We start from the raw sequence: 18,444 nt of genomic DNA, 5'->3' as shown, positions 1-18,444 counted from the left end.
GGAGGAGAGAAATCATGCAGTTGAATCGTCGTGAAGCCTTGTTGTTTTCGGCCAGTGCAATGTTGTTTGCGGCCACCAGCCGCACCGTATCGGCACAGGTAAACGGAGGCACATTGCGGTTTGCCCCTCACTCTGCGTTGCGCGTGCTCGATCCCGTAACCACCAGCGCCTATATCACCCGCAATCACGGCTACCTTGTCTATGATACTCTGTTTTCCGTTGATTCCGCCTCGGTTCCTCAGCCGCAGATGGTCGACAACTGGGAAATGGCCGAAGATGGTCTGAGCTGGACTTTCCGGTTGCGCGACGGGCTTGCCTTCCATGATGGCGCCCCGGTCACCTCGGAAGACGTGATTGCCTCAATCAGACGCTGGTGGCAAAGAGATGTTGTTGGTTTGCGCCTGAAGGCCGCGACCAGCGATATCGTCGCCATCGATGATCGCAGCTTTCGCTTCGAACTGTCCGGGCCATTTGGTGTGATGCTGGAAGCACTGGCGCGCACAAGTTCAATCCCGCTTTTCATCATGCCAAGGCGCATTGCAGAGTTGCCGCCAGCCACCATGCTGGAAGAAGTTGTGGGCTCCGGCCCCTATCGCTTTCTGCCCGATGAATTCCGGCCCGGCGTCAGCTGGTCCTATAGCCGCAACGAAGCGTATGTGCCCCGCCCGGAACCGGCCGATGGCCTGGCTGGCGGCAAGGTGCCGCGCGTCGAACGCATCGATACGATCTGGTTCCCCAGCCCGGACACGGCAATCAGCGCCCTGCTGAACAATGAGCTCGATATCATTGAATCGGTCAATCCGGATCGCAGGGCTTCATTCGATGGCACCGATGTGAAACTGGTACGCAAGGGCAGCCCGAGTGCTTCCACTATTCGCTTCAACTGGGCACAGCCGCCATTCGATGACGTCCTGTTGCGACGCGCCGTACAAAAGGTTGTATCCCAGATCGATTATCTCGATGTCGCCGTGGGCGATCCCGATGCCTATCAAGAGTGCGGTGCCTTTTTTGGCTGCGGTACGCCGCTTGAAACCGATGCCGGCTACGGCGACAACGGATTGCATAACGGCGACGAAGCCAGGGAACTGGTTGCCCAGTCCGGTTACAATGGCGAAGAGATCGTCATTATCACGCCCGGCGACGTTGCGTCATTTTCCACTCTGGCGCCGCTTACGCAGCAACTCCTGACGTCTATCGGTATCAAAAGCCGGATCGAGACGATGGAATGGTCCTCTTTTCTCGAACGCCGCTCCCGAACTGCTCCGGTGTCCGAAGGCGGCTGGAACCTTGCCCATGCTGTCTTTGACAGCATCGACCTTTTGTCGCCGCTGGGGAACATGAATTTCGATGCGCGCGGCAATCAAGGCTATACGGGCTTCGTCGACGACCCCGAAACCGAACAGCTGAAGAATCGATACCAGGGCGAACCCGATCCCGCAAAACAGAAAGAGATTGCGGAAGAAATGCAGAAACGAGCCCATGATCTCGTTTTCTACATACCGCTCGGTACCTACTATCAATATACAGCAGTGCGCCCTGAAATCAGCAATTACGTAACTGCTGTTCTTCCGGCATTGTGGTCTCTGGATAAGGCCTGATGCTCAGACTTGTCCTTATCCGCATGCTGTCGGCGGTGCCGGTCATGTTGATCGTGGCCCTCATTGTCTTCACATTGCTGCGGCTAAGTCCCGGCGATCCCGCCACCATTCTGGCCGGGGATGCCGCAACACCGGAGACGATAGCCGAACTACGCAATGAGCTCGGCCTTGATCAGTCGCTGCCGATCCAGTTCGTGACCTGGATCGGCGGGGTCGCCACCGGTGATTTCGGCCAGTCAATCCTGTCACGGATGCCGGTGCTGACGCTGATCTTCGACAGGCTGGAGGCAACCTTAGTTCTGGCCGTGACGGCCATAATCCTGACCGTCGTCGTGGCGGTGCCACTGGGCGCACTGGCCGCCTGGCGGCTGAACAGCTGGGTTGACCGGGCAGTGATGGCGATGTCGGTAGCGGGGTTCTCGATCCCTGCATTCGTTATCGGCTATATTCTGATGTTGTTCTTTTCCGTGAAATGGGAGCTTTTACCCGTACAGGGCTATGTCAGTCCTTTCGTTGATTTGTCGGCTGCCATTCGTCACCTCATCCTTCCTTCACTCACGCTGGCGCTGGTTTTCATGGCGTTGATTGCGAGAGTGACGCGCTCCAGCCTGCTCGAAGTGCTCAACCAGGATTTCGTGCGAACTGCCAGAGCCAAAGGAAACCCGGGCCGCAGGGTGTTATGGAGCCATGCGCTGCCGAATGCGGCGGTGCCGATAATTACGGTAATCGGCCTTGGCATCGCAATGTTGATCACCGGCGTCGTGGTGACCGAAAGCGTATTCAATATTCCCGGAATTGGTCGCCTTACCATCGATGCGATACTCGCACGCGACTATCCCGTGGTTCAGGGCCTGATGTTGTTCTTTGCGCTGATCTATGTCGGCGTGAACCTGCTGATCGACATAGCATATATCATTGTCGATCCGCGGATCCGCTATTGAGGTTCCTGGCATGAGTTTCCAAACAACCGAGACTGCCGGACGCAGAAACACAAAAGCCTTCTTCGTATTATGGCATAACAAGCTGGCTTTTCTGTGCATCGCAATCCTGCTTGTCATCATCATCACATCATTGATTGCTCCATGGCTGGTTGACGGCAGCGTCACCCAGATCCGGCCGCGCATGCGATTGCAGGCACCGTCGGAACTGGCGCTGTTCGGCACCGATGCCATGGGACGCGATGTCTTCGGCCTGACGCTTCAGGGCACCAAGACCTCGCTTCTGGTCGGTCTTCTCACCGCGATAGCCGCCGGCGTTCTTGGAACGATCATCGGACTTGTCACCGGCTATTTCCGCCGCGTCGATGGCGTGATGATGCGCGTCATGGACGCCATCATGGCTATCCCCAATATTCTCTTTGCCGTGGCCGTGGTCTCACTGCTGGGCGCTTCAGTGACGACTATCGTTTCTGCGCTGGCCTTTAACGAGATTCCGCGCGTCGTAAGGCTGGTGCGCTCCGTCGTACTGAGCGTTCGCGAAGAGCCTTATGTAAAAGCTGCTCTGGGTATGTCGATCCCGACGCCGCTCATCCTGATACGGCATATCCTGCCTAACTGTATCGCCCCGCTGACGGTGCAGATCACCTACATCTTTGCAGCCGCTATCCTGTCGGAGGCCGTGCTTGGGTTTCTCGGTGTCGGCTTTCCGCAAGGCACGCCTACCTGGGGCAATGTTCTGGCAGAAGGCCGGGCAGTGTTTTCCCGCGCACCATGGACCATTATCGCACCAGGGCTGATGCTGGCCCTGACGGTGATGGCCGTGAACCTTCTGGGAGACAACCTGCGTGACCGTCTCGATCCTCGGCTGTCGCGCACCATGAGAGTGTCGTCATGAATTCGAGCAAGAAGGCTGTCGTCACAATCCAGGATCTGAGCGTGAGGCTGCCGGCAGGGCTCGACCGGGAGCTCGCAGTCGAGAATGTTTCGCTCACGATCGCACAGCGTGAAATTTTGTGTGTTGTAGGAGAATCCGGCTCAGGCAAGTCGGTAACCGCATCGGTCATCATGGGGCTCCTGCCCCGGGATGTGCTGCGCATAGCCTCGGGCAGTGTTCTGCTTGAAGGTGAGGAGATTATCAACGCTCCCGAGGCACGACTGAACGAGTTGCGCGGCAATCGCATGGCAATGATCTTTCAGGAGCCTTTGACCGCGCTTAATCCGGTAATGCAGATCGGCCGGCAGATTGCCGAAGTTCTGATGCTTCACCGGCCAGAACTCAGCAAGTCAGCCATCCGCAAGCGCGTGATCGAATTGATGGGGGACGTCCATCTGCCTGTGCCGGAAGAGATGTACAGCCGCTATCCACACCAGATTTCGGGCGGACAGCGCCAGCGGGTGATGATCGCGATGGCGCTGGCGATGGAGCCCGCATTAATTATCGCGGACGAGCCGACGACCGCACTCGACGTCACCACACAGGCACAGATCCTGCACCTGTTTCGTGAGCTCCTCACCAAGCACGACAGTGCCGTTATGCTGATTACGCATGATTTCGGAGTTGTGGCTGAAGTCGCCGACCGGGTCATGGTGATGCGTAAGGGCAAGGTAGTCGAGGCTGGTCCCGCCGCGCAGGTGCTGAAGCAACCTGAACATCCTTACACCCGCGAACTGATCGGCGCCGTACCGCAGCTTAACTATCTGCCGCCGGTAGAACAAAATAAAGAACCAGCCCTTGAAGTCGATGATATTTGCCTGACTTATCGGCAGTCGGGCTGGTTGCGAAACGCAACGCAGGTTCGGGCGGTTCGGAATGTAAGTTTTAGCCTTCAGCCCGGAGAAACGCTGGGTATCGTTGGAGAATCCGGTTCAGGCAAAAGTACGCTCGCACGAGCGGTCGTTGGATTCGAGCGACCGGAATCAGGACGGATGCTGTTTCGCGGGCAGGATCTTCTGACCCTTCCCCTGGCACAGATGAATCGTATTAGGCATCGGATCCAGATGATTTTTCAGGATCCTTACAGCTCGCTCAACCCGCGCCGCCGCATCGGCCAATCAATGATCGAGGGACCGGTTCGCTTCGGGAAGACGACAGTGGAAGCACGCCGGCAGGCCTGTCGACTACTGGAAATGGTGGGATTGCAACCCTCGGCAATCGAGCGCTTTCCCCATGAGTTTTCCGGCGGCCAGCGACAGCGTATCTGCATCGCCCGTGCTTTGGCGCTGGAGCCGGAAATCATCGTTGCAGACGAAGCGGTCTCCGCCCTTGATGTGACGGTCCAGGCCCAGGTGCTTCAGCTTTTTTCCCTGTTACGCGCCGAGCTCGGCTTCTCCATGCTCTTCATCACACATGATCTGCGGGTGGCGTCAAATATCTGCAATCGCATTGCGGTGATGAGCCAGGGACAGATCGTCGAGCACGGAGATGTGCATAAAGTATTCGAACACCCCAGGCACGAATACACCCGCAAACTTCTGGCCGCGATGCCGGCTGCGGCTGGAATGTGATGCAATCCCGCCCACTATAGTCGGCTCAGGAAAAGGCCTGTCCGGCAAACCGGCAGCTCAGGCTGTCGGCAGCTGGAGCATGACGTTACGGCGATAGATAGAAGGAAAGACAGAAGATGGGACCGCTGAAAGGTATAAAGGTTATCGATCTCACCTCTGTTCTGATGGGACCGTTCGCTACCCAGTACCTTGGTGACTTCGGAGCCGACGTTATAAAGGTGGAACCACCAAGCGGTGATCTGATGCGCAATGTCGGCCCATCGCGCTCACCGGGAATGGGACCTCTCTTTCTCAATTCCAACCGTTCCAAGCGTTCGGTCGCACTCAATCTCAAAACTCCCGAAGGGCGCGAATTGCTGCTGGAGCTATGCCGCGATGCCGATGTACTGGTCTACAATGTGCGCCCGGCCGCAATGAAGCGTCTCGGTCTTTCATGGGAAGATGTCCGCGCCGTAAATCCACGGCTGATTTACGCCGGGCTTTATGGCTATGGCCAGAATGGGCGCTATGCCGCCCGGCCTGCCTATGACGACCTCATCCAGGGCGGCTCGACGCTGTCGCATCTCTTCCTGCTTTCCGGGAGCGCCTCGCCACGTTATGTGCCTGCTGCGATCGCTGACCGAATTGTCGGGCTGACCGCATTGAGCGGAATACTGGCAGCCCTGATCGGGCGCGGTGAAACAGGTCCGGGGCAGCGGGTCGATGTTCCGATGTTCGAAACTATGGTGAGTTTCGTTCTCAGTGACCATCTGGGCGGCCTCACCTTCGATCCGCCTTTGGATCAGGGCGGGTATGTACGCCAGTTGGCTGCAGACCGCCGTCCTTTACCAACCGCTGACGGACATGTCTGCGCACTTCTTTATACCGATGACCACTGGCGACGCTTCCTGAAAGCGATCGGGGATGAGGGGCTTCTGGAACGGGATGAAAGGTTTGCCACTTTCCAGTCTCGCATGGAAAATGTCGCTCATGTCTATGGCTGGCTGACAGAATTGTTTCGCAGCCGCACTTCTTCGGACTGGATCGATTTGCTCGATGCAGCCGATGTGCCGGTGATGGCGATGCACACGTTCGAAAGCGTGCTGCGCGATCCTCATCTGGCCGATGCCGGTTTCTTTCGTCCTGCCGATCACCCGAGCGAAGGCGCGACGATTACCATGGCGAATCCGGTCCATATGTCGAAAACGACACTGGAGATTGACCGTCTGGCACCACGACTAGGCGAACACTCGGTTGAGGTTTTGCGTCATCTTGGTCTGACATGTGAGCGAATTACGGATCTGCTGGAGCGGGGGATCACCTTTCAACCGTCAGAGGATGAACCGGCCTGAGAGGCTGCGGCCGCCTGCTCCTCATGCATGATGCGAGCAATCTTACGCGCCAGGGAAATGAAATGCCGTACGGCCGCTGAGGCATCCCCACGGCGATAGGCCACCGCAAGTTCAGCCAGCGGTGTCGTGCCGCTTAAGGGACGGTAGACGACGTTGGGCAGCTGGATGCATTGCACCGACTGTGGCACGAGGGCGATGCCGAGTCCGACCGAAACCATACTGGCGATCGTCATGAAATCCCGACCCTGAGCGCCTATGCGAGGCTCAAAGCCTGCTTCCCTGCCCGCTTCGATCGTATGGGCATTGAAACTGACCAGGTGCGGATGCTGAGGTGTAATGAATGTCTCTTCCTGGAGATCGCCAAAGAAAATGACGGGTTGCTGCGCTCGCGGGTGAGAGTGTGGCAACACAATCATCAACTCTTCCCTCATGACGGTAACAGAAGCCACCCCTTCGGGTAGCGGGACTGGTGGACGAATAAAGCCCACATCCAAAACGCCTTGCGCAATAGCGTCGAGCTGCCGGAGCATTTCCATTTCGGCAATATCAAGATTGATGTAGGGATGAGTCTTACGAAATGTCCCGACCAGGCGGGTGAGCGCCCCTGTATAGGCAGCTGAACCGACATAGCCGATAGCCAGCCGTCCGATTTCACCACGACCCGCCCGCTGGGCTGTCTGCACGCCATGTTCAACCTGCGCGAAGATCTTCTGAACCTCAGGCAGGAATAATTCACCTGCAAGGGTCATTCGCAACTGACGACGTGAGCGATCGAACAATACCACGCCGATGATCTGTTCAAGCATCTTTATCTGCTGGCTCAGGCCCGGCTGGGCGATGTTCAGGCGGTCAGCAGCCTGACCGAAATTCATGGCTTCGGCCACCGCCAGGAAATATCGCAAGTGGCGCAGTTCCAGATTGTTTGCCCGGGGACGCTGAGCCATTTTATCGCTCCAATTAATAGATACAAACTATCATTTGGAGCATACTCATAATCGAAGCGCAAATTATAAATGGCCATAATGTGACAGGCGCCCGGAGTACAGCGCCAATCTTCATTATGTAAGAGGCGCAATATCAGATAAATAAAAATATAAAAATGTTTATGGAATTTTCAGTTACATCCCATAAATAAATATTTAAGATAATATTATATTTTATCCACTATCCGCGGAATTTTTTCGATCCAGATCTTCAACAGAGTACGGCTTAACTGGAATCTCCAGCAAAAGAGAGCTGAAGCACTTGCCGTGCGGGTCAAGCGCAAGCGATCGCGTAACCCCTGTAGACAATGCGCGATATAGAACAAAATTCAGAATACCGAGATGCGGTAATTCAAATCGTTCGACCTTGCCATGAATGACCGCACCGAAAAGTTCCCTTATCGTTTCAGTGGTAATCTGAGAGGAGATCAGCTTGTAGGCAACCTCATCGAAAGCGATGACGGAAATCTGCGAGATGTCGCCCTTATCGCCCGAGCGGGCATGGGCAATCTGGCGCAACTGCATGTCAGGCCACCTCAATGTGAACGTGCGGCGCTACACTTGCACGCGGTATCAGCGTCGAGACGACAGCCACGACCTCCTTGGCGCTCTTCGTCACGCCGCCGCCTCCGGCGGGCCCGTTGGTATAAAGAGTTTCGACCTCGTTGCCGATCCTGACTGCGTCCTGCATCGTATCGGTTCTGGCAACCACTCTGGCGCGAACTTCGCGAGGCTCATGGGATGTCACCGTATCGTTGCGTACATCAACGGCATTCACTCCAATCAGTTCAAACCTGCTTTCCGCCATGGCAACACCGGTCAGCTTCAGCCGCTCGGCCACGATGTCCAGCGCCAGACGGGCCCGCGCCAGAGCTCCCGACCCGGCATAGGAAATCTGCCCCTCCCCGACGAAACTGTCCCGATATCCGACGGAAACCTTGAGGCGCTCGGGCCGGGCATGTCCGCTTCCTCCGCTCACCGCAATCCGATCCTTTTCAATCTCGGCAAGGCGCACGTGGGTGAAATCAGCGATCACGTCGGGCTGCACATAGGCAGCCGGATCTAGGATTTCATAGACAAGCTGCTCCTTGCACGTCGCCACTGTAAGGCGCCCCCCCGATTGCGGAACTTTCGTCAGGACCGCGCAGCCGTCAGCGCTGACTTCGGCAATCGGAAATCCGAGCCGCGCCAGATCCGGCACATCCTTAAAGCCGGGATCCGCAAAATATCCGCCGGTCACCTGTCCTGCGCATTCAAGGAGATGGCCGATTACAGTCGCCTGACCGAGCATAGCCCAGTCGTCTCTGCGCCAGCCGAAGCCATGAACGAGAGGCGCAACGAACAATGCAGGATCGCTGATACGTCCGGTGACGATAACCTGCGCATCCATGTTTAGGGCATCGACTATGCCGTCGATTCCCAGATAGGCATTTGCCGAAACAATGCGGTTGCCAAGAGAGGCGACCGTACCGGGCCGTTCGAGGAGTTCGCTGGCGGGATCCAGCACATCGATCACATTGTCGCCGGTAACGGCGGCGACCCTGAGACCGGCAAAGCCAAGCTTACGCGCCGTTCGCGCAACTTCGCGGGCTGCCTCGACCGGATTGGCGGCCCCCATATTGGTGATGATGCGAATGCCCCGCTTCACGCAACCGGGCAGCACAGCCATCATCCGCTCCGTGAGCAGCGGATCGAATCCGGCTTTGCCATCATGCAGCTTTGCCTTCTGCGCCAGCGCAATGGTGCGCTCCGCCAGACACTCAAAGACGAGATAGTCGAGCCCGCCATCTTCGACGAGTTCGACCGCGGGTTCGATCCGGTCTCCCGAATATCCCGCGCCGGCTCCAATTCTGATCGGTCTCATGCTCAATCCAGATGCTTCGTATCGAACGCGATTTCACGTGTGGGCGCTCAGGTTGCCTGCCGGCAACCTCATGATTTCTGTGTCGTTTCGCCGTCGCCACGGCGCGCCGCTTCCTCGCGTTCGCGAAGCCGCTGGGTGACATCGACCCCTGTTGCACTGCCATCCTGCGAGACGGTGGACAGCATAAGGTCGGCGATTTCTCTTGCGGCATCAGTCCCGCGACTTTTCAGACCGGCGGCGGCAGAACGTTTGTCGACGTCGGCATAGGTCTGGCTCAGCTTGAACTTCGGGTCGAAAGCAGTCACGCCGAGTTCAAAGCCGATGATGTGAGGCAGCAAGGCCGCCCTGCGCTCGGGACTGTAGCTTTCAAGCGGCCATTGCGCGGGCAGTTCAGCCTCGTTCAGCCGGACCAGATCGTCGACGATTTCGCTTGTCTCCGCTTCGCTGGCAGCCAGCCGGACCAGCCCGCTGACATGTACGACTGCATAGTTCCATGTCGGTGCCGCCGGGTGCCCGGGCGTGTACCACTGGGCCGAGACATAGGCATTCGGGCCGTTGAAGATGATTGTCGCGCGTGGGTCGGCTTCAAGTGCACGCCAATGAGGGTTGGCCCGTGCAAAGTGCCCCCTGATCCGCACGAGACGGCCATCCACCACATCCGGCAGCACAGGAATGTGCGAGAATTGCAATTCGTCTTCAAATATCGACACGACCATGCCGAATTTCAGCCGCCTCACCAGTTCGACGCCGGCTTCTTCAGGGTAGTCATGCCGCCTGGCTCTGTAGAGCATGCCCAGCTCCTTTCTTTTCACCAGCCACTGGCCGGCAGCATCACATCTGCCCGCTATAGTGCCGTTGCGCGAAATCCCTTGTGATGAGCCCGTCCGCCAGATCTGTCGCGACCCGTTCGGGAGCGCGCTTCTCCGGCGCGCCCCATCCGGCCCCGCCGCCGACAGAAAGCTCGACTATGTCGCCTTTCATGAGCGGTACGACATCGGTTGTGGGAAGGTTGATGACTTCGCTACCCCGCAACACCCTCAGCGATCCTGTCGCCGCATCGTTTCCACCATTCTTGCCTCGCGGCGGGTAGACGAAATGATCGGAGTAATAGCTCAGGATTACACCGTCCTCGAGCACCTCTATGGCGCGCGAAAAACCAAGCCCGCCACGAAACTCGCCCGCACCGCAGCTGTCAGGCACCAGCCGGTAATGGCGCATGCGCAGATGAGGATGAATCTGCTCGATGGCTTCGATCGGGGTGTTGCGGCTTGAACTGAGGACGCCGGCAAGCGCATGAGCGCCATCATAGCCGAGCGCGCCGCCATAGCCGCCGCCCAACACATCGCCGTAAATCCGCATCGGGGCGTTGTCGCGGGCCTGTGTGAGATAAAGGCCCGTTGTCGAATTATAGCCCTGCGCCGGCACACGCTCGGGGATCGCCTGCGAAAGGGCGTCATGGATGGCATCCAGCACCCGGTACGATGCCTCGATCCTTGCCCGCACCGGACGACCCGGCATCGGGTTGATGAACGATCCCTGCGGCATGTCGATGGTGATGGCGCGATTGCAGCCATCATTCGCCGGAATGGTCTTGTCAGCCAGAACGCTGCGAATGGCCGAGATCGCGGAGGCGAGCGAAGATGAGCGCGAAGAGTTGAACATGCTGGAAACCTGAGGGGCAGTGCCCTCGAAATCCAGCGTCATATCACCTTCCGACACTGTCACCGCCACCCGCACGGTCAGTGGCGTGGAGCCGCGCACGTCAGCATCGATCGACGCCTCACCAGTCCAGCTTCCATCCGGAATGGTCGCAATCGCCGCGCGCATGCGCCGCTCTGCATAAAGCAATGTTTCGGCCATGGCCTCCCGGATGGCCTTGACGCCAACCCGGCCCGCCAGTTCCGTCATCCGCTCGACCCCGGTGCGGTTGGCCGCAAGCTGGGCGTAAAAATCGCCGCGCCCAAGCTCTGGAGTGCGGATATTGGCAAAGATCAGCCGCTCAATCGCGCCACCGTGAAGATCCCGGGACATTTCAATCAGCAATGGCGGGATGACGATGCCTTCCTGAATCAGCTCATCGGCATCGATATTGATGCCAGCACCACCGCCGCCCACATCCAGATGGTGAGCGGTATTTCCCGCCCATCCGATCAGCTCTCCGTCGATGATGATCGGCTGGAAAAGGATAAAGTCGTTGAGATGCTGGCCACCGGCATAGGGATCGTTGAGGAAGACGGAATGATCGGGGCCGATTCCCGACAGATCGAGTTGGGCCGTCGCCGCCCGGAACGCTTCGCTCAACCCGCCATTGTGGATCGGGATCATCTCCGCCTGGGCAACGACATTGCCCTCTGCATCCAGCAACGCCGTCGAACAGTCGCGCGCCTCGCGCACGATCGTGGAGAAGGCCGAGCGTATCAGGATCGCTCCCATTTCGTCTGCGATCGCGTGGAACGCGTTTGCCAGAATTGCGAGCTGGGTCGCCTCATAACTCATCTTTTCGGCCTCCTTGAGGACCCATATCGGTAGGTTTCAGTGTCGTGTCTGGACAATAATCGAACCCGACAATTTGGAGAATTCGAAAATTCCATGCGATTATGCGGCCCGATCGATAGATCATGCCAGTGATGCCTCGATCAGATATGGGCCGCGCTGACGCAACGCGTCGTCTAACAGATGCCAAAACCGAGAGACCGTGGTTGCGCGCCCTGCGGGCACGCCCATGCCCGCTGCCAGACGAACCCAGTCCAGCCGGGGTGCATCGAGATCAAGCATGCGGCCGACATTTCGCCGCGCTTCCTCAACGCCCAGTTTGCGCATTTCGCCATGCAGAATCGCGTAGCTGTGATTGGCAAAAATGATGGTTACAACATCGAGCCCTTCGCGCGCCTGCGTCCACAGACCCTGAAGCGTGTACATGCCGCTGCCATCGGCCTGCAGTGCCACGATCTTCCGGTCGGGGCATGCGATCGCAGCCCCCGTGGCGAGCGGTATGCCGATGCCTATGGCACCGCCGGTAAGCTGGAGATAGTCGTGAGGCGCTGCTTCATGCGACAGATCGTAGAAGCCGGCGGAGGAAATGACCTCGTCGCACACGATAGCATTTTCCGGAAGCCGGTCGGCGATCGCGTGGTTGATGGCCCTGACAGTCAACCGGTCGACAGAGCTGCTGTCAGGGACAGCTGGCGCTGCCATTGATGCGAGTGGTTGTGGCGGGAGCGACCGTGCGCCGGCGAGATCGGCGATGCGTGCAAGGATGGCGGCCAGATCGTGCTGCGGACCTGCAAGATCGATGATTGCCGCCTCGCAAGGCGCAAGCCGTCCGGAACCTGTTGGATAGCCGAAGAATGTGACCGGTTCGGCCGCGCCGATCAGGACGATGATTTCAAGGCCCGCCAGTTGCGCACGACCGGGCGCCGCCTGATAGGAAAGCTTTTCAATTGCCACCCGGCCGCGGCCGCGCTCCATACGTCCGTTCGATCCCTGAGCGAAGAAGCGCGCTCCGGTTTGGGCGGCGATCCGGCCGGCGTCAGCCAGAGCCGCTTCCCGCAGCGCCAACCCCGACAGAACAAAGCCGACCTTCCCGCCCCTGTCCTTCAGCGCCGCGACAACCCGTGACAGCAGATCCTCATCAACAGAAGACGGTGTCGGCACAGCCGGGATTTCGACGTCTGCCGGAGCTTTGCTCTCTGCCCACGAAAGGTCCGCCGGCAGGATAAGCGTCGAGACCACACCGGTCATTGCTGCGGACCACGCTGCCGCCACATCTGCCTCGATATGTTCGGCGCGCTCCATGCGGCGAACGAAGGAGGACATAGGGCGGGCAAGAGATTCGATATCGCTCGTCAAAGGTGCATCGAGTGGCAAATGCTCGGTCGAATGCTCCCCTACGATATTGATGACCGGCGTCGCGGCGCGTCTGGCATTGTGCAGATTGGCAAGGCCATTCGCCAGTCCCGGTCCCAGATGCAGCAAGGTTGCGGCCGGCCTGTCGGTCATGCGCCCATACCCGTCGGCGGCACCTGTCACCACCCCTTCGAAAAGGCCAGGCACATAGCGCATTTCAGGGCGGCGATCGAGCGCCGCCACAAAATGCATTTCCGATGTGCCCGGATTTGAGAAGCAGGTGTCCACGCCCAGCTTCAGCAAGGCCTCGCACAGCCGGTCGGCTCCTGTTCTGGACATGGCGCCATTCTCCTTTCTGCAATGCAGCTTATTGCAGGCTGACGCCCCACAACCTTGGCAGGCGACCAGTCCAGGCAGCATAGCCCTTAAGGCTGGATTTATAGGCAGACGTTACCTCGCCCGTCCCCCAGACGATCATGGGCGCATCCTGAATGAACATCTCATGCAGGGCGTCATAGATCGGCTGCTGTTCGGCGATTGGCGTGCGGAGCAGCTGATCGGTAAGCGCGCGGGCTTCGGGGTTGGTCCACAGCTTTGACGCCTGTGTGTCCTTCGCACCGGTGAACCTGTCGATCACGAGGCTGGGGTCTGCCGACGGGTTGTAGTTCCAGGTCGCCATCTCGTAATTACCGGTGTTGTATCGCGAGAACTGCGTGGCAAAATCGGCAATGTCCAGCTGTGCGTTGATGCTTGCAGCTTGCAGATAACCCTGCACCATAACGCCCGTCTCGAACATCATCGGGTAGTTCTTGTTAGTGGTGATGACGATCGGCTCGCCCTGATAATCTGCTTCGACGAGTAGTTCGGCGACCTTTTCGGGATTGTAATCGAAGCCGTTTTCAACGGTACCGCGATAGAATTGCGACGACGCCGGGACGATGGTAGAACTGGCCGTCGCCATGTTTTCCGTCAGCGCCTCAACCATCGCCTTCCGATCGATGGCATAATTGACGGCACGGCGCAGCGCAGGATTCTGCAATGCCCCGGCCTTCGTCTGAATGGCAAGCGTATAGATGGACGGCGTGGCGGAGCTGTCGACCGTGAGACCCGGCGCAGCGGCCAGCGCCTGGGCGTAGCTGAGGTCAATACGCGGCCACAGATCGATGTTCCCTGCCAGAAGGGCGCCGCTGGTAGCCGCCGGATCGGGGATGATCACCAGCCTGATCTTGTCCACGAGCGCTTCCTTCTTGCCGGCGAAGCCGTCGGTGGGTTCACTGCGCGACTTGTATTTGTCGAATCTGGTGAGCACGATCTCCTGACCCGGGCGGATATCTTCGACCTTGAAGGGGCCGGTGCCGACAGGGACTGTGGGTCGCTCAGGGCTGTCGACCATGGACTCGGCCATGATTGCCCCCTCCTGACAATCCGTGCGGGCCATCTGCGTCAGCAGTTGCGGCGCAGGGTGGGCAAGCATGAAGGACACCTGCAAATCGGAAAGCGCCTCGACGGATTCGATCTTCACCTGTCCGCTGCCGTCGAAATAGGCGCGGCACACCCATGCGTTTTCCGCATTCAGATACCAGTTCCAGGTCTTGGCGACGGAAGTGGCGGTGACTGGCGTGTCATCATGGAAGGACAGCCCCTCCCGTAAGGTGAAGACATAGGTCAGCCCGTCCCCGGAGATCTCCGGCATATCGGCAGCCAGCATCGGTGCCACCGAACCGTCTTCGCGCCATGTCAGCAAGCCCTCATAGATCTGGACCTGGGGAACCTGCGTGCCCGGATCGGTGGCGCCAGCCGGAATGGCTGAGCGCATATCGCCGACATTGGCGACCTTTATCTCGCTGGCGAAAGCTGCCGGAGCGGCAAGAACAGCTCCGGCAGCGATGCATCCCATCCAAAAATTCCGGGTCATATGCGTACCTCCCTGTCTGGTTGTTCCCTTGTGGCCATGGTCGCAGCGTCTATCGCCGGCGAGGCGGCGATCAGACGTCTGGTGTACTCATGCCGGGGGTTTTCAAAGACGTCGTGGCAATCCCCTTCCTCGGCGATCTCGCCTCGATCCATGACCACGATGCGGTGCGCGATCTGCCGGACGGCCGCGAGATCGTGCGAAATGAACACGCAGGCAAAGCCACGTTCGCTCTGCAATCTTTCGAACAGCTCCAGAACCTGTTTCTGCACCGTCATGTCGAGGGCGGAGATCGGCTCGTCGGCAACGATCAGATCGGGCTGGCTGACGATGGCGCGCGCGATGGCAACACGCTGGCGCTGCCCTCCCGAAAGTTCATGCGGAAGGCGCTCCTCGTAACCGGGCAATCCGACATCGGCGAGCGTGGAGCGAACGCGGGACGCCTTTTCCTGAGCTGAAAGGCTGGCATCGTGCCGCAATGGCTCCCCGACGAGAGCTTTCACCCGCATGCGCGGATCAAGTGAGGAGAAAGGATCCTGAAAGACGATCTGGCAGGAACGCCGGAAATCGCGCAACCGCCTGTCAGGTGCGCGGGCGATGTCCTGCCCATGATAAAGCAGTTGCCCGGAATCCGTATCTATCAGGCGCAGCATGGCGCGCCCAAGCGTGGTCTTGCCCGAACCGCTAGCACCCACGACGGCTACCGTTTCGCCCTTTCGTATCGCCAGAGAAACGCCGCGCAGTACCGGCTTGCGGTGGCTGCGCAGTCCAAAACCGCTGCCGCTGGCAAAGCTGAGCTTCAGGTCACGGGCTTCAAGAATAGCCTTTCCCGCCGGACTGGTGCGCGCCACAGCCGGCGCCCGGGGCAGCGCCTCGACCAGCTGGCGCGTATAGTCCTGTTCAGGGCTGGCAAGGATTGCAGCAGAATGGCCTCGCTCCACAACCTCGCCCTGACGCAGGACGACCGTTTCATCCGCATAGCGAGCGACGAGGCCAAGATTGTGGGTGACGAGCAGGATCGAGGTTCCGACTTCGCGCGTCAGCTCGATCATGGTTTCGAGCACTTCGCGCTCGCTGAGCGTATCCAGCGCCGTGGTCGGTTCGTCCGCGATCAGAAGGTCAGGACGCAGCAGCATTACGCTGGCCAGCATGATCCTCTGACGCATCCCGCCGGAAAACTGGTGCGGATATGACGTCAGGCAGCCTTCCGGATCCGCTATATGAATGCGCCTGAGCATGGCGATGGAACGTTCGCGGATTTCGGCGGCTGACAATTTATGATGCAGCCGCAGCCCTTCGGCCATCTGCTCCCCGATCCGAAGCGCGGGGTTGAGCGAAACCAGCGGCTCCTGGAACACCATGCCGATCCGGGCGCCTCTGAGCCGGCTCATATCCTGCGTGCCCGCCTCTGACAAATCCTTGCCGTGATAGCGTATTTCGCCTGCGGTCTGGCGAATGCCTTCCGGCAGCAAGCGCAAAATTGCGCGCCCGATCAGGGTCTTGCCGCTGCCAGATTCGCCAACAAGCGCCATCACCTGTCCCGGTGCGATGTCGAAGCTGACCTTGCGCACCAGCGGCATTCCGTTTGCGAGTCCGATGTCGAGATCGCGGATGCTCAGTGTCGTTTCGCTGAGGGGAGAATGTTTCATGCGCCTTGCATCCGCGGATCGAGCCGGTCACGCAATGCGTCGCCAAGCAGGTTGACGGCCAGAAGGGTCATGGCGATGCAAGCCCCGGGGATGATCGAAAGCCAGGGGGCCGAAGCAAGATAGGGGCGGGCTGCAGAAAGCATGTTGCCCCAGGTCGCAGCCGGGGGTGGAACTCCCAGCCCCAGAAAGCTCAAAGCGCTTTCAAGCAATATCGCCCAGCCGAACATCGATGTCGCCAGAACGGCGATGGGCGCCAGAGCATTCGGCAGAACATGGCGGAAAAGCGTATAGAACGGCCCATTGCCCAATGCGCGAGATGCTTCGACATACTCACGCTGCCGCAGCGAAAGAACCGTGCCCCTTACAACGCGAACCGTTGTCGGCGTGAAGGCCACGCCCAGTGCCACCACAATGCCATATCGCTGCGGACCGATGACCGATACCAGCCCAAGCCCCAGCAGGATGCCGGGAAATGCCAGCAGCGCATCGTTGAGCATCATTACGACCCTGTCGATCCAGCCACGAAAGAAGCCGGACATCAGGCCTATCGCGCTGCCGGCGGCAATCGCAACGCACACGATGAGGAACGCAAGAGACAGGCTGGTCCATGCACCGGTCATAATACGACTGAGAATGTCGCGACCAAACTCGTCCGTTCCAAGCAGATACTCTCCCCCCGGGGGGGACAGCCTCCGGGCCACGTTCAGGCGGTTGGGATTTGCAGGCGTCCAGGCAATCGACAATATTGCCGCGGCCAGCACCACCGTTCCCAGAACGCCACCGATAAGGCTGCGTGAAGACAGCGAAAATGGAGCCCTGACACTCATTCCAGACCAATCCTGGGATCAAAAATCGGGTAGAGCAGATCGACCACGAGATTTACCACCACATAGGCGAGCGCGATGACCAGCAGGCAGCCCTGAATAACGGGATAGTCCCGGCCATAGATCGCCTCAACCAGGAGCCGCCCGAGCCCCGGCAGCGTAAATACGGTTTCGACCACCGCGATGCCGCCGAGGAGAGCACCGATGACGATGCCGATCATCGTCAGCGTGGGAGCGAACGCGTTAGGCAATGCATGCTTGAACAGAACGGTTCGCTCAGGCAGCCCCTTGGCGCGGGCGTGGGTTATATATTCAAGCCGCAGCACTTCGACGGCACTGGCGCGCGCCATTCTTGTCAGCACTCCCACCTCGACGACGACGAGGGTAAGGACAGGCAGGACAAGAAAGCGCCAGGCTTGAGCGGGGTCTTCAGAAAATGACACATAGCCGACGACCGGCAGCCAGTTCAGCTTGATGCCAAAGACGAACAACAGCAGCAATCCGATCCAGAAGCTTGGCAGCGACAGCCCAACCGTCGCCAGCGCCACGATCCCGACATCGGTCAGCGTGTTCTGCCGCCATGCCGCCAGAAGGCCGGCAGCCACGGCCAGAACTGACGCCACCGCAACGGCCAGGAGTATGATCATCGCCGACAATTGCAGACGGTCCAGCACCAGCATGCTGACAGGCTGCCCCAGCAGGATGGAACGCCCCAGATCGCCCCGCACGACGTGCTCCGCCCAGACGATGAACTGCACTGGCAAGGGCTTGTCGAGACCAAGCTCGCTCCTGAAAGCGGAAAGCGCGGCGTCATTGGCACCCTCTCCCAGCATCACCATTGCAGGATCGCCGGGAATCATTCGGATCAGAAGAAAGACAGCCACCGACACCAGCAATACCGTGGGAATGGCAGCCAGGAGGCGACGAAACAGAAACCCGATCAATCCCACCCTCCCCGGCAGTGTGCCCTTGCGTTTGCGTTGACGTGGAACGA

General features: G+C 59.0%; 15 protein-coding genes. 5 read left to right on the top strand and 10 right to left on the bottom strand.

From position 1 onward, the window contains the following. Positions 1-14 precede the first annotated feature (14 nt). The 5 genes from HNR59_RS20375 (at position 15) to HNR59_RS20355 (ending at position 6,372) form a co-directional block, all read left to right on the top strand. A complete protein-coding gene (locus HNR59_RS20375; RefSeq protein ID WP_183833129.1) occupies positions 15-1,598 on the top strand; it encodes an ABC transporter substrate-binding protein in 1,584 nt (527 codons plus the stop codon). Next, positions 1,598-2,539, top strand: a complete 942-nt coding sequence (locus HNR59_RS20370; protein ID WP_183833127.1) for an ABC transporter permease — start codon at positions 1,598-1,600, stop codon at positions 2,537-2,539. Before HNR59_RS20375 ends, HNR59_RS20370 begins: the two co-directional genes overlap by 1 nt. A 10-nt stretch (positions 2,540-2,549) precedes the next feature. Beyond that, positions 2,550-3,431, top strand: coding sequence for an ABC transporter permease (locus HNR59_RS20365; protein WP_183833125.1), 882 nt, complete (start codon positions 2,550-2,552; stop codon positions 3,429-3,431). Then, positions 3,428-5,041, top strand: a complete 1,614-nt coding sequence (locus HNR59_RS20360) for an ABC transporter ATP-binding protein (protein WP_183833123.1) — start codon at positions 3,428-3,430, stop codon at positions 5,039-5,041. The genes HNR59_RS20365 and HNR59_RS20360 overlap by 4 nt, the downstream gene beginning before the upstream one ends. A gap of 116 nt (positions 5,042-5,157) precedes the next feature. Continuing rightward, positions 5,158-6,372, top strand: a complete 1,215-nt coding sequence (locus HNR59_RS20355; RefSeq protein WP_183833120.1) for a CaiB/BaiF CoA transferase family protein — start codon at positions 5,158-5,160, stop codon at positions 6,370-6,372. Here the strand turns inward: HNR59_RS20355 and HNR59_RS20350 are convergent. The 10 genes from HNR59_RS20350 to HNR59_RS20305 form a co-directional block, all read right to left on the bottom strand. Continuing rightward, complete coding sequence (locus tag HNR59_RS20350; RefSeq protein WP_183833118.1) at positions 6,345-7,316, bottom strand: LysR substrate-binding domain-containing protein; 972 nt, start codon at positions 7,314-7,316, stop codon at positions 6,345-6,347. The genes HNR59_RS20355 and HNR59_RS20350 overlap by 28 nt on opposite strands. 213 nt (positions 7,317-7,529) lie before the next feature. After that, on the bottom strand, positions 7,530-7,880 hold the full coding sequence (locus HNR59_RS20345) for an AtuA-related protein (RefSeq protein WP_183833116.1): 351 nt from the start codon (positions 7,878-7,880) through the stop codon (positions 7,530-7,532). 1 nt (position 7,881) lies between these two features. After that, positions 7,882-9,219 (bottom strand): acyclic terpene utilization AtuA family protein, encoded by a 1,338-nt coding sequence (locus HNR59_RS20340; RefSeq protein ID WP_183833114.1) that lies wholly within the window; start codon positions 9,217-9,219, stop codon positions 7,882-7,884. A gap of 68 nt (positions 9,220-9,287) precedes the next feature. Further along, positions 9,288-10,010, bottom strand: coding sequence for an FMN-binding negative transcriptional regulator (locus tag HNR59_RS20335; protein ID WP_183833112.1), 723 nt, complete (start codon positions 10,008-10,010; stop codon positions 9,288-9,290). Positions 10,011-10,050: 40 nt separating this feature from the next. After that, the gene (locus tag HNR59_RS20330) at positions 10,051-11,715 is read right to left on the bottom strand and encodes a hydantoinase B/oxoprolinase family protein (protein ID WP_183833110.1); all 1,665 of its coding nucleotides are present in this window, start codon (positions 11,713-11,715) and stop codon (positions 10,051-10,053) included. A 120-nt stretch (positions 11,716-11,835) separates the two neighbouring features. Then, the gene (locus tag HNR59_RS20325) at positions 11,836-13,404 is read right to left on the bottom strand and encodes an acetolactate synthase large subunit (protein WP_183833109.1); all 1,569 of its coding nucleotides are present in this window, start codon (positions 13,402-13,404) and stop codon (positions 11,836-11,838) included. 28 nt (positions 13,405-13,432) lie between these two features. After that, a complete protein-coding gene (locus tag HNR59_RS20320) occupies positions 13,433-14,980 on the bottom strand; it encodes an ABC transporter substrate-binding protein (protein WP_183833107.1) in 1,548 nt (515 codons plus the stop codon). Next, on the bottom strand, positions 14,977-16,626 hold the full coding sequence (locus HNR59_RS20315) for a dipeptide ABC transporter ATP-binding protein (protein WP_183833105.1): 1,650 nt from the start codon (positions 16,624-16,626) through the stop codon (positions 14,977-14,979). Before HNR59_RS20315 ends, HNR59_RS20320 begins: the two co-directional genes overlap by 4 nt. Next, complete coding sequence (locus tag HNR59_RS20310; RefSeq protein WP_183833103.1) at positions 16,623-17,453, bottom strand: ABC transporter permease; 831 nt, start codon at positions 17,451-17,453, stop codon at positions 16,623-16,625. The genes HNR59_RS20315 and HNR59_RS20310 overlap by 4 nt, the downstream gene beginning before the upstream one ends. After that, positions 17,450-18,394 (bottom strand): ABC transporter permease, encoded by a 945-nt coding sequence (locus HNR59_RS20305; protein WP_183833163.1) that lies wholly within the window; start codon positions 18,392-18,394, stop codon positions 17,450-17,452. Before HNR59_RS20305 ends, HNR59_RS20310 begins: the two co-directional genes overlap by 4 nt. Positions 18,395-18,444: the final 50 nt, after the last annotated feature.

This window comes from Aquamicrobium lusatiense (assembly GCF_014201615.1).
GTDB classification, from domain to species: Bacteria; Pseudomonadota; Alphaproteobacteria; order Rhizobiales; family Rhizobiaceae; genus Mesorhizobium; species Mesorhizobium lusatiense.
Note: the sequence above shows the minus strand (reverse complement) of the source record. Positions and strands in the feature narration are given on the sequence as shown.

Bases quoted from the DNA above. Each gene is read 5' to 3' on its own strand.
- HNR59_RS20375 (WP_183833129.1), top strand. From the start codon at position 15: ATGCAGTTGAATCGTCGTGAAGCCTTGTTGTTTTCGGCCAGTGCAATG.
- HNR59_RS20370 (WP_183833127.1), top strand. From the start codon at position 1,598: ATGCTCAGACTTGTCCTTATCCGCATGCTGTCGGCGGTGCCGGTCATG.
- HNR59_RS20365 (WP_183833125.1), top strand. From the start codon at position 2,550: ATGAGTTTCCAAACAACCGAGACTGCCGGACGCAGAAACACAAAAGCC.
- HNR59_RS20360 (WP_183833123.1), top strand. From the start codon at position 3,428: ATGAATTCGAGCAAGAAGGCTGTCGTCACAATCCAGGATCTGAGCGTG.
- HNR59_RS20355 (WP_183833120.1), top strand. From the start codon at position 5,158: ATGGGACCGCTGAAAGGTATAAAGGTTATCGATCTCACCTCTGTTCTG.
- HNR59_RS20350 (WP_183833118.1), bottom strand. From the start codon at position 7,316: ATGGCTCAGCGTCCCCGGGCAAACAATCTGGAACTGCGCCACTTGCGA.
- HNR59_RS20345 (WP_183833116.1), bottom strand. From the start codon at position 7,880: ATGCAGTTGCGCCAGATTGCCCATGCCCGCTCGGGCGATAAGGGCGAC.
- HNR59_RS20340 (WP_183833114.1), bottom strand. From the start codon at position 9,219: ATGAGACCGATCAGAATTGGAGCCGGCGCGGGATATTCGGGAGACCGG.
- HNR59_RS20335 (WP_183833112.1), bottom strand. From the start codon at position 10,010: ATGCTCTACAGAGCCAGGCGGCATGACTACCCTGAAGAAGCCGGCGTC.
- HNR59_RS20330 (WP_183833110.1), bottom strand. From the start codon at position 11,715: ATGAGTTATGAGGCGACCCAGCTCGCAATTCTGGCAAACGCGTTCCAC.
- HNR59_RS20325 (WP_183833109.1), bottom strand. From the start codon at position 13,404: ATGTCCAGAACAGGAGCCGACCGGCTGTGCGAGGCCTTGCTGAAGCTG.
- HNR59_RS20320 (WP_183833107.1), bottom strand. From the start codon at position 14,980: ATGACCCGGAATTTTTGGATGGGATGCATCGCTGCCGGAGCTGTTCTT.
- HNR59_RS20315 (WP_183833105.1), bottom strand. From the start codon at position 16,626: ATGAAACATTCTCCCCTCAGCGAAACGACACTGAGCATCCGCGATCTC.
- HNR59_RS20310 (WP_183833103.1), bottom strand. From the start codon at position 17,453: ATGAGTGTCAGGGCTCCATTTTCGCTGTCTTCACGCAGCCTTATCGGT.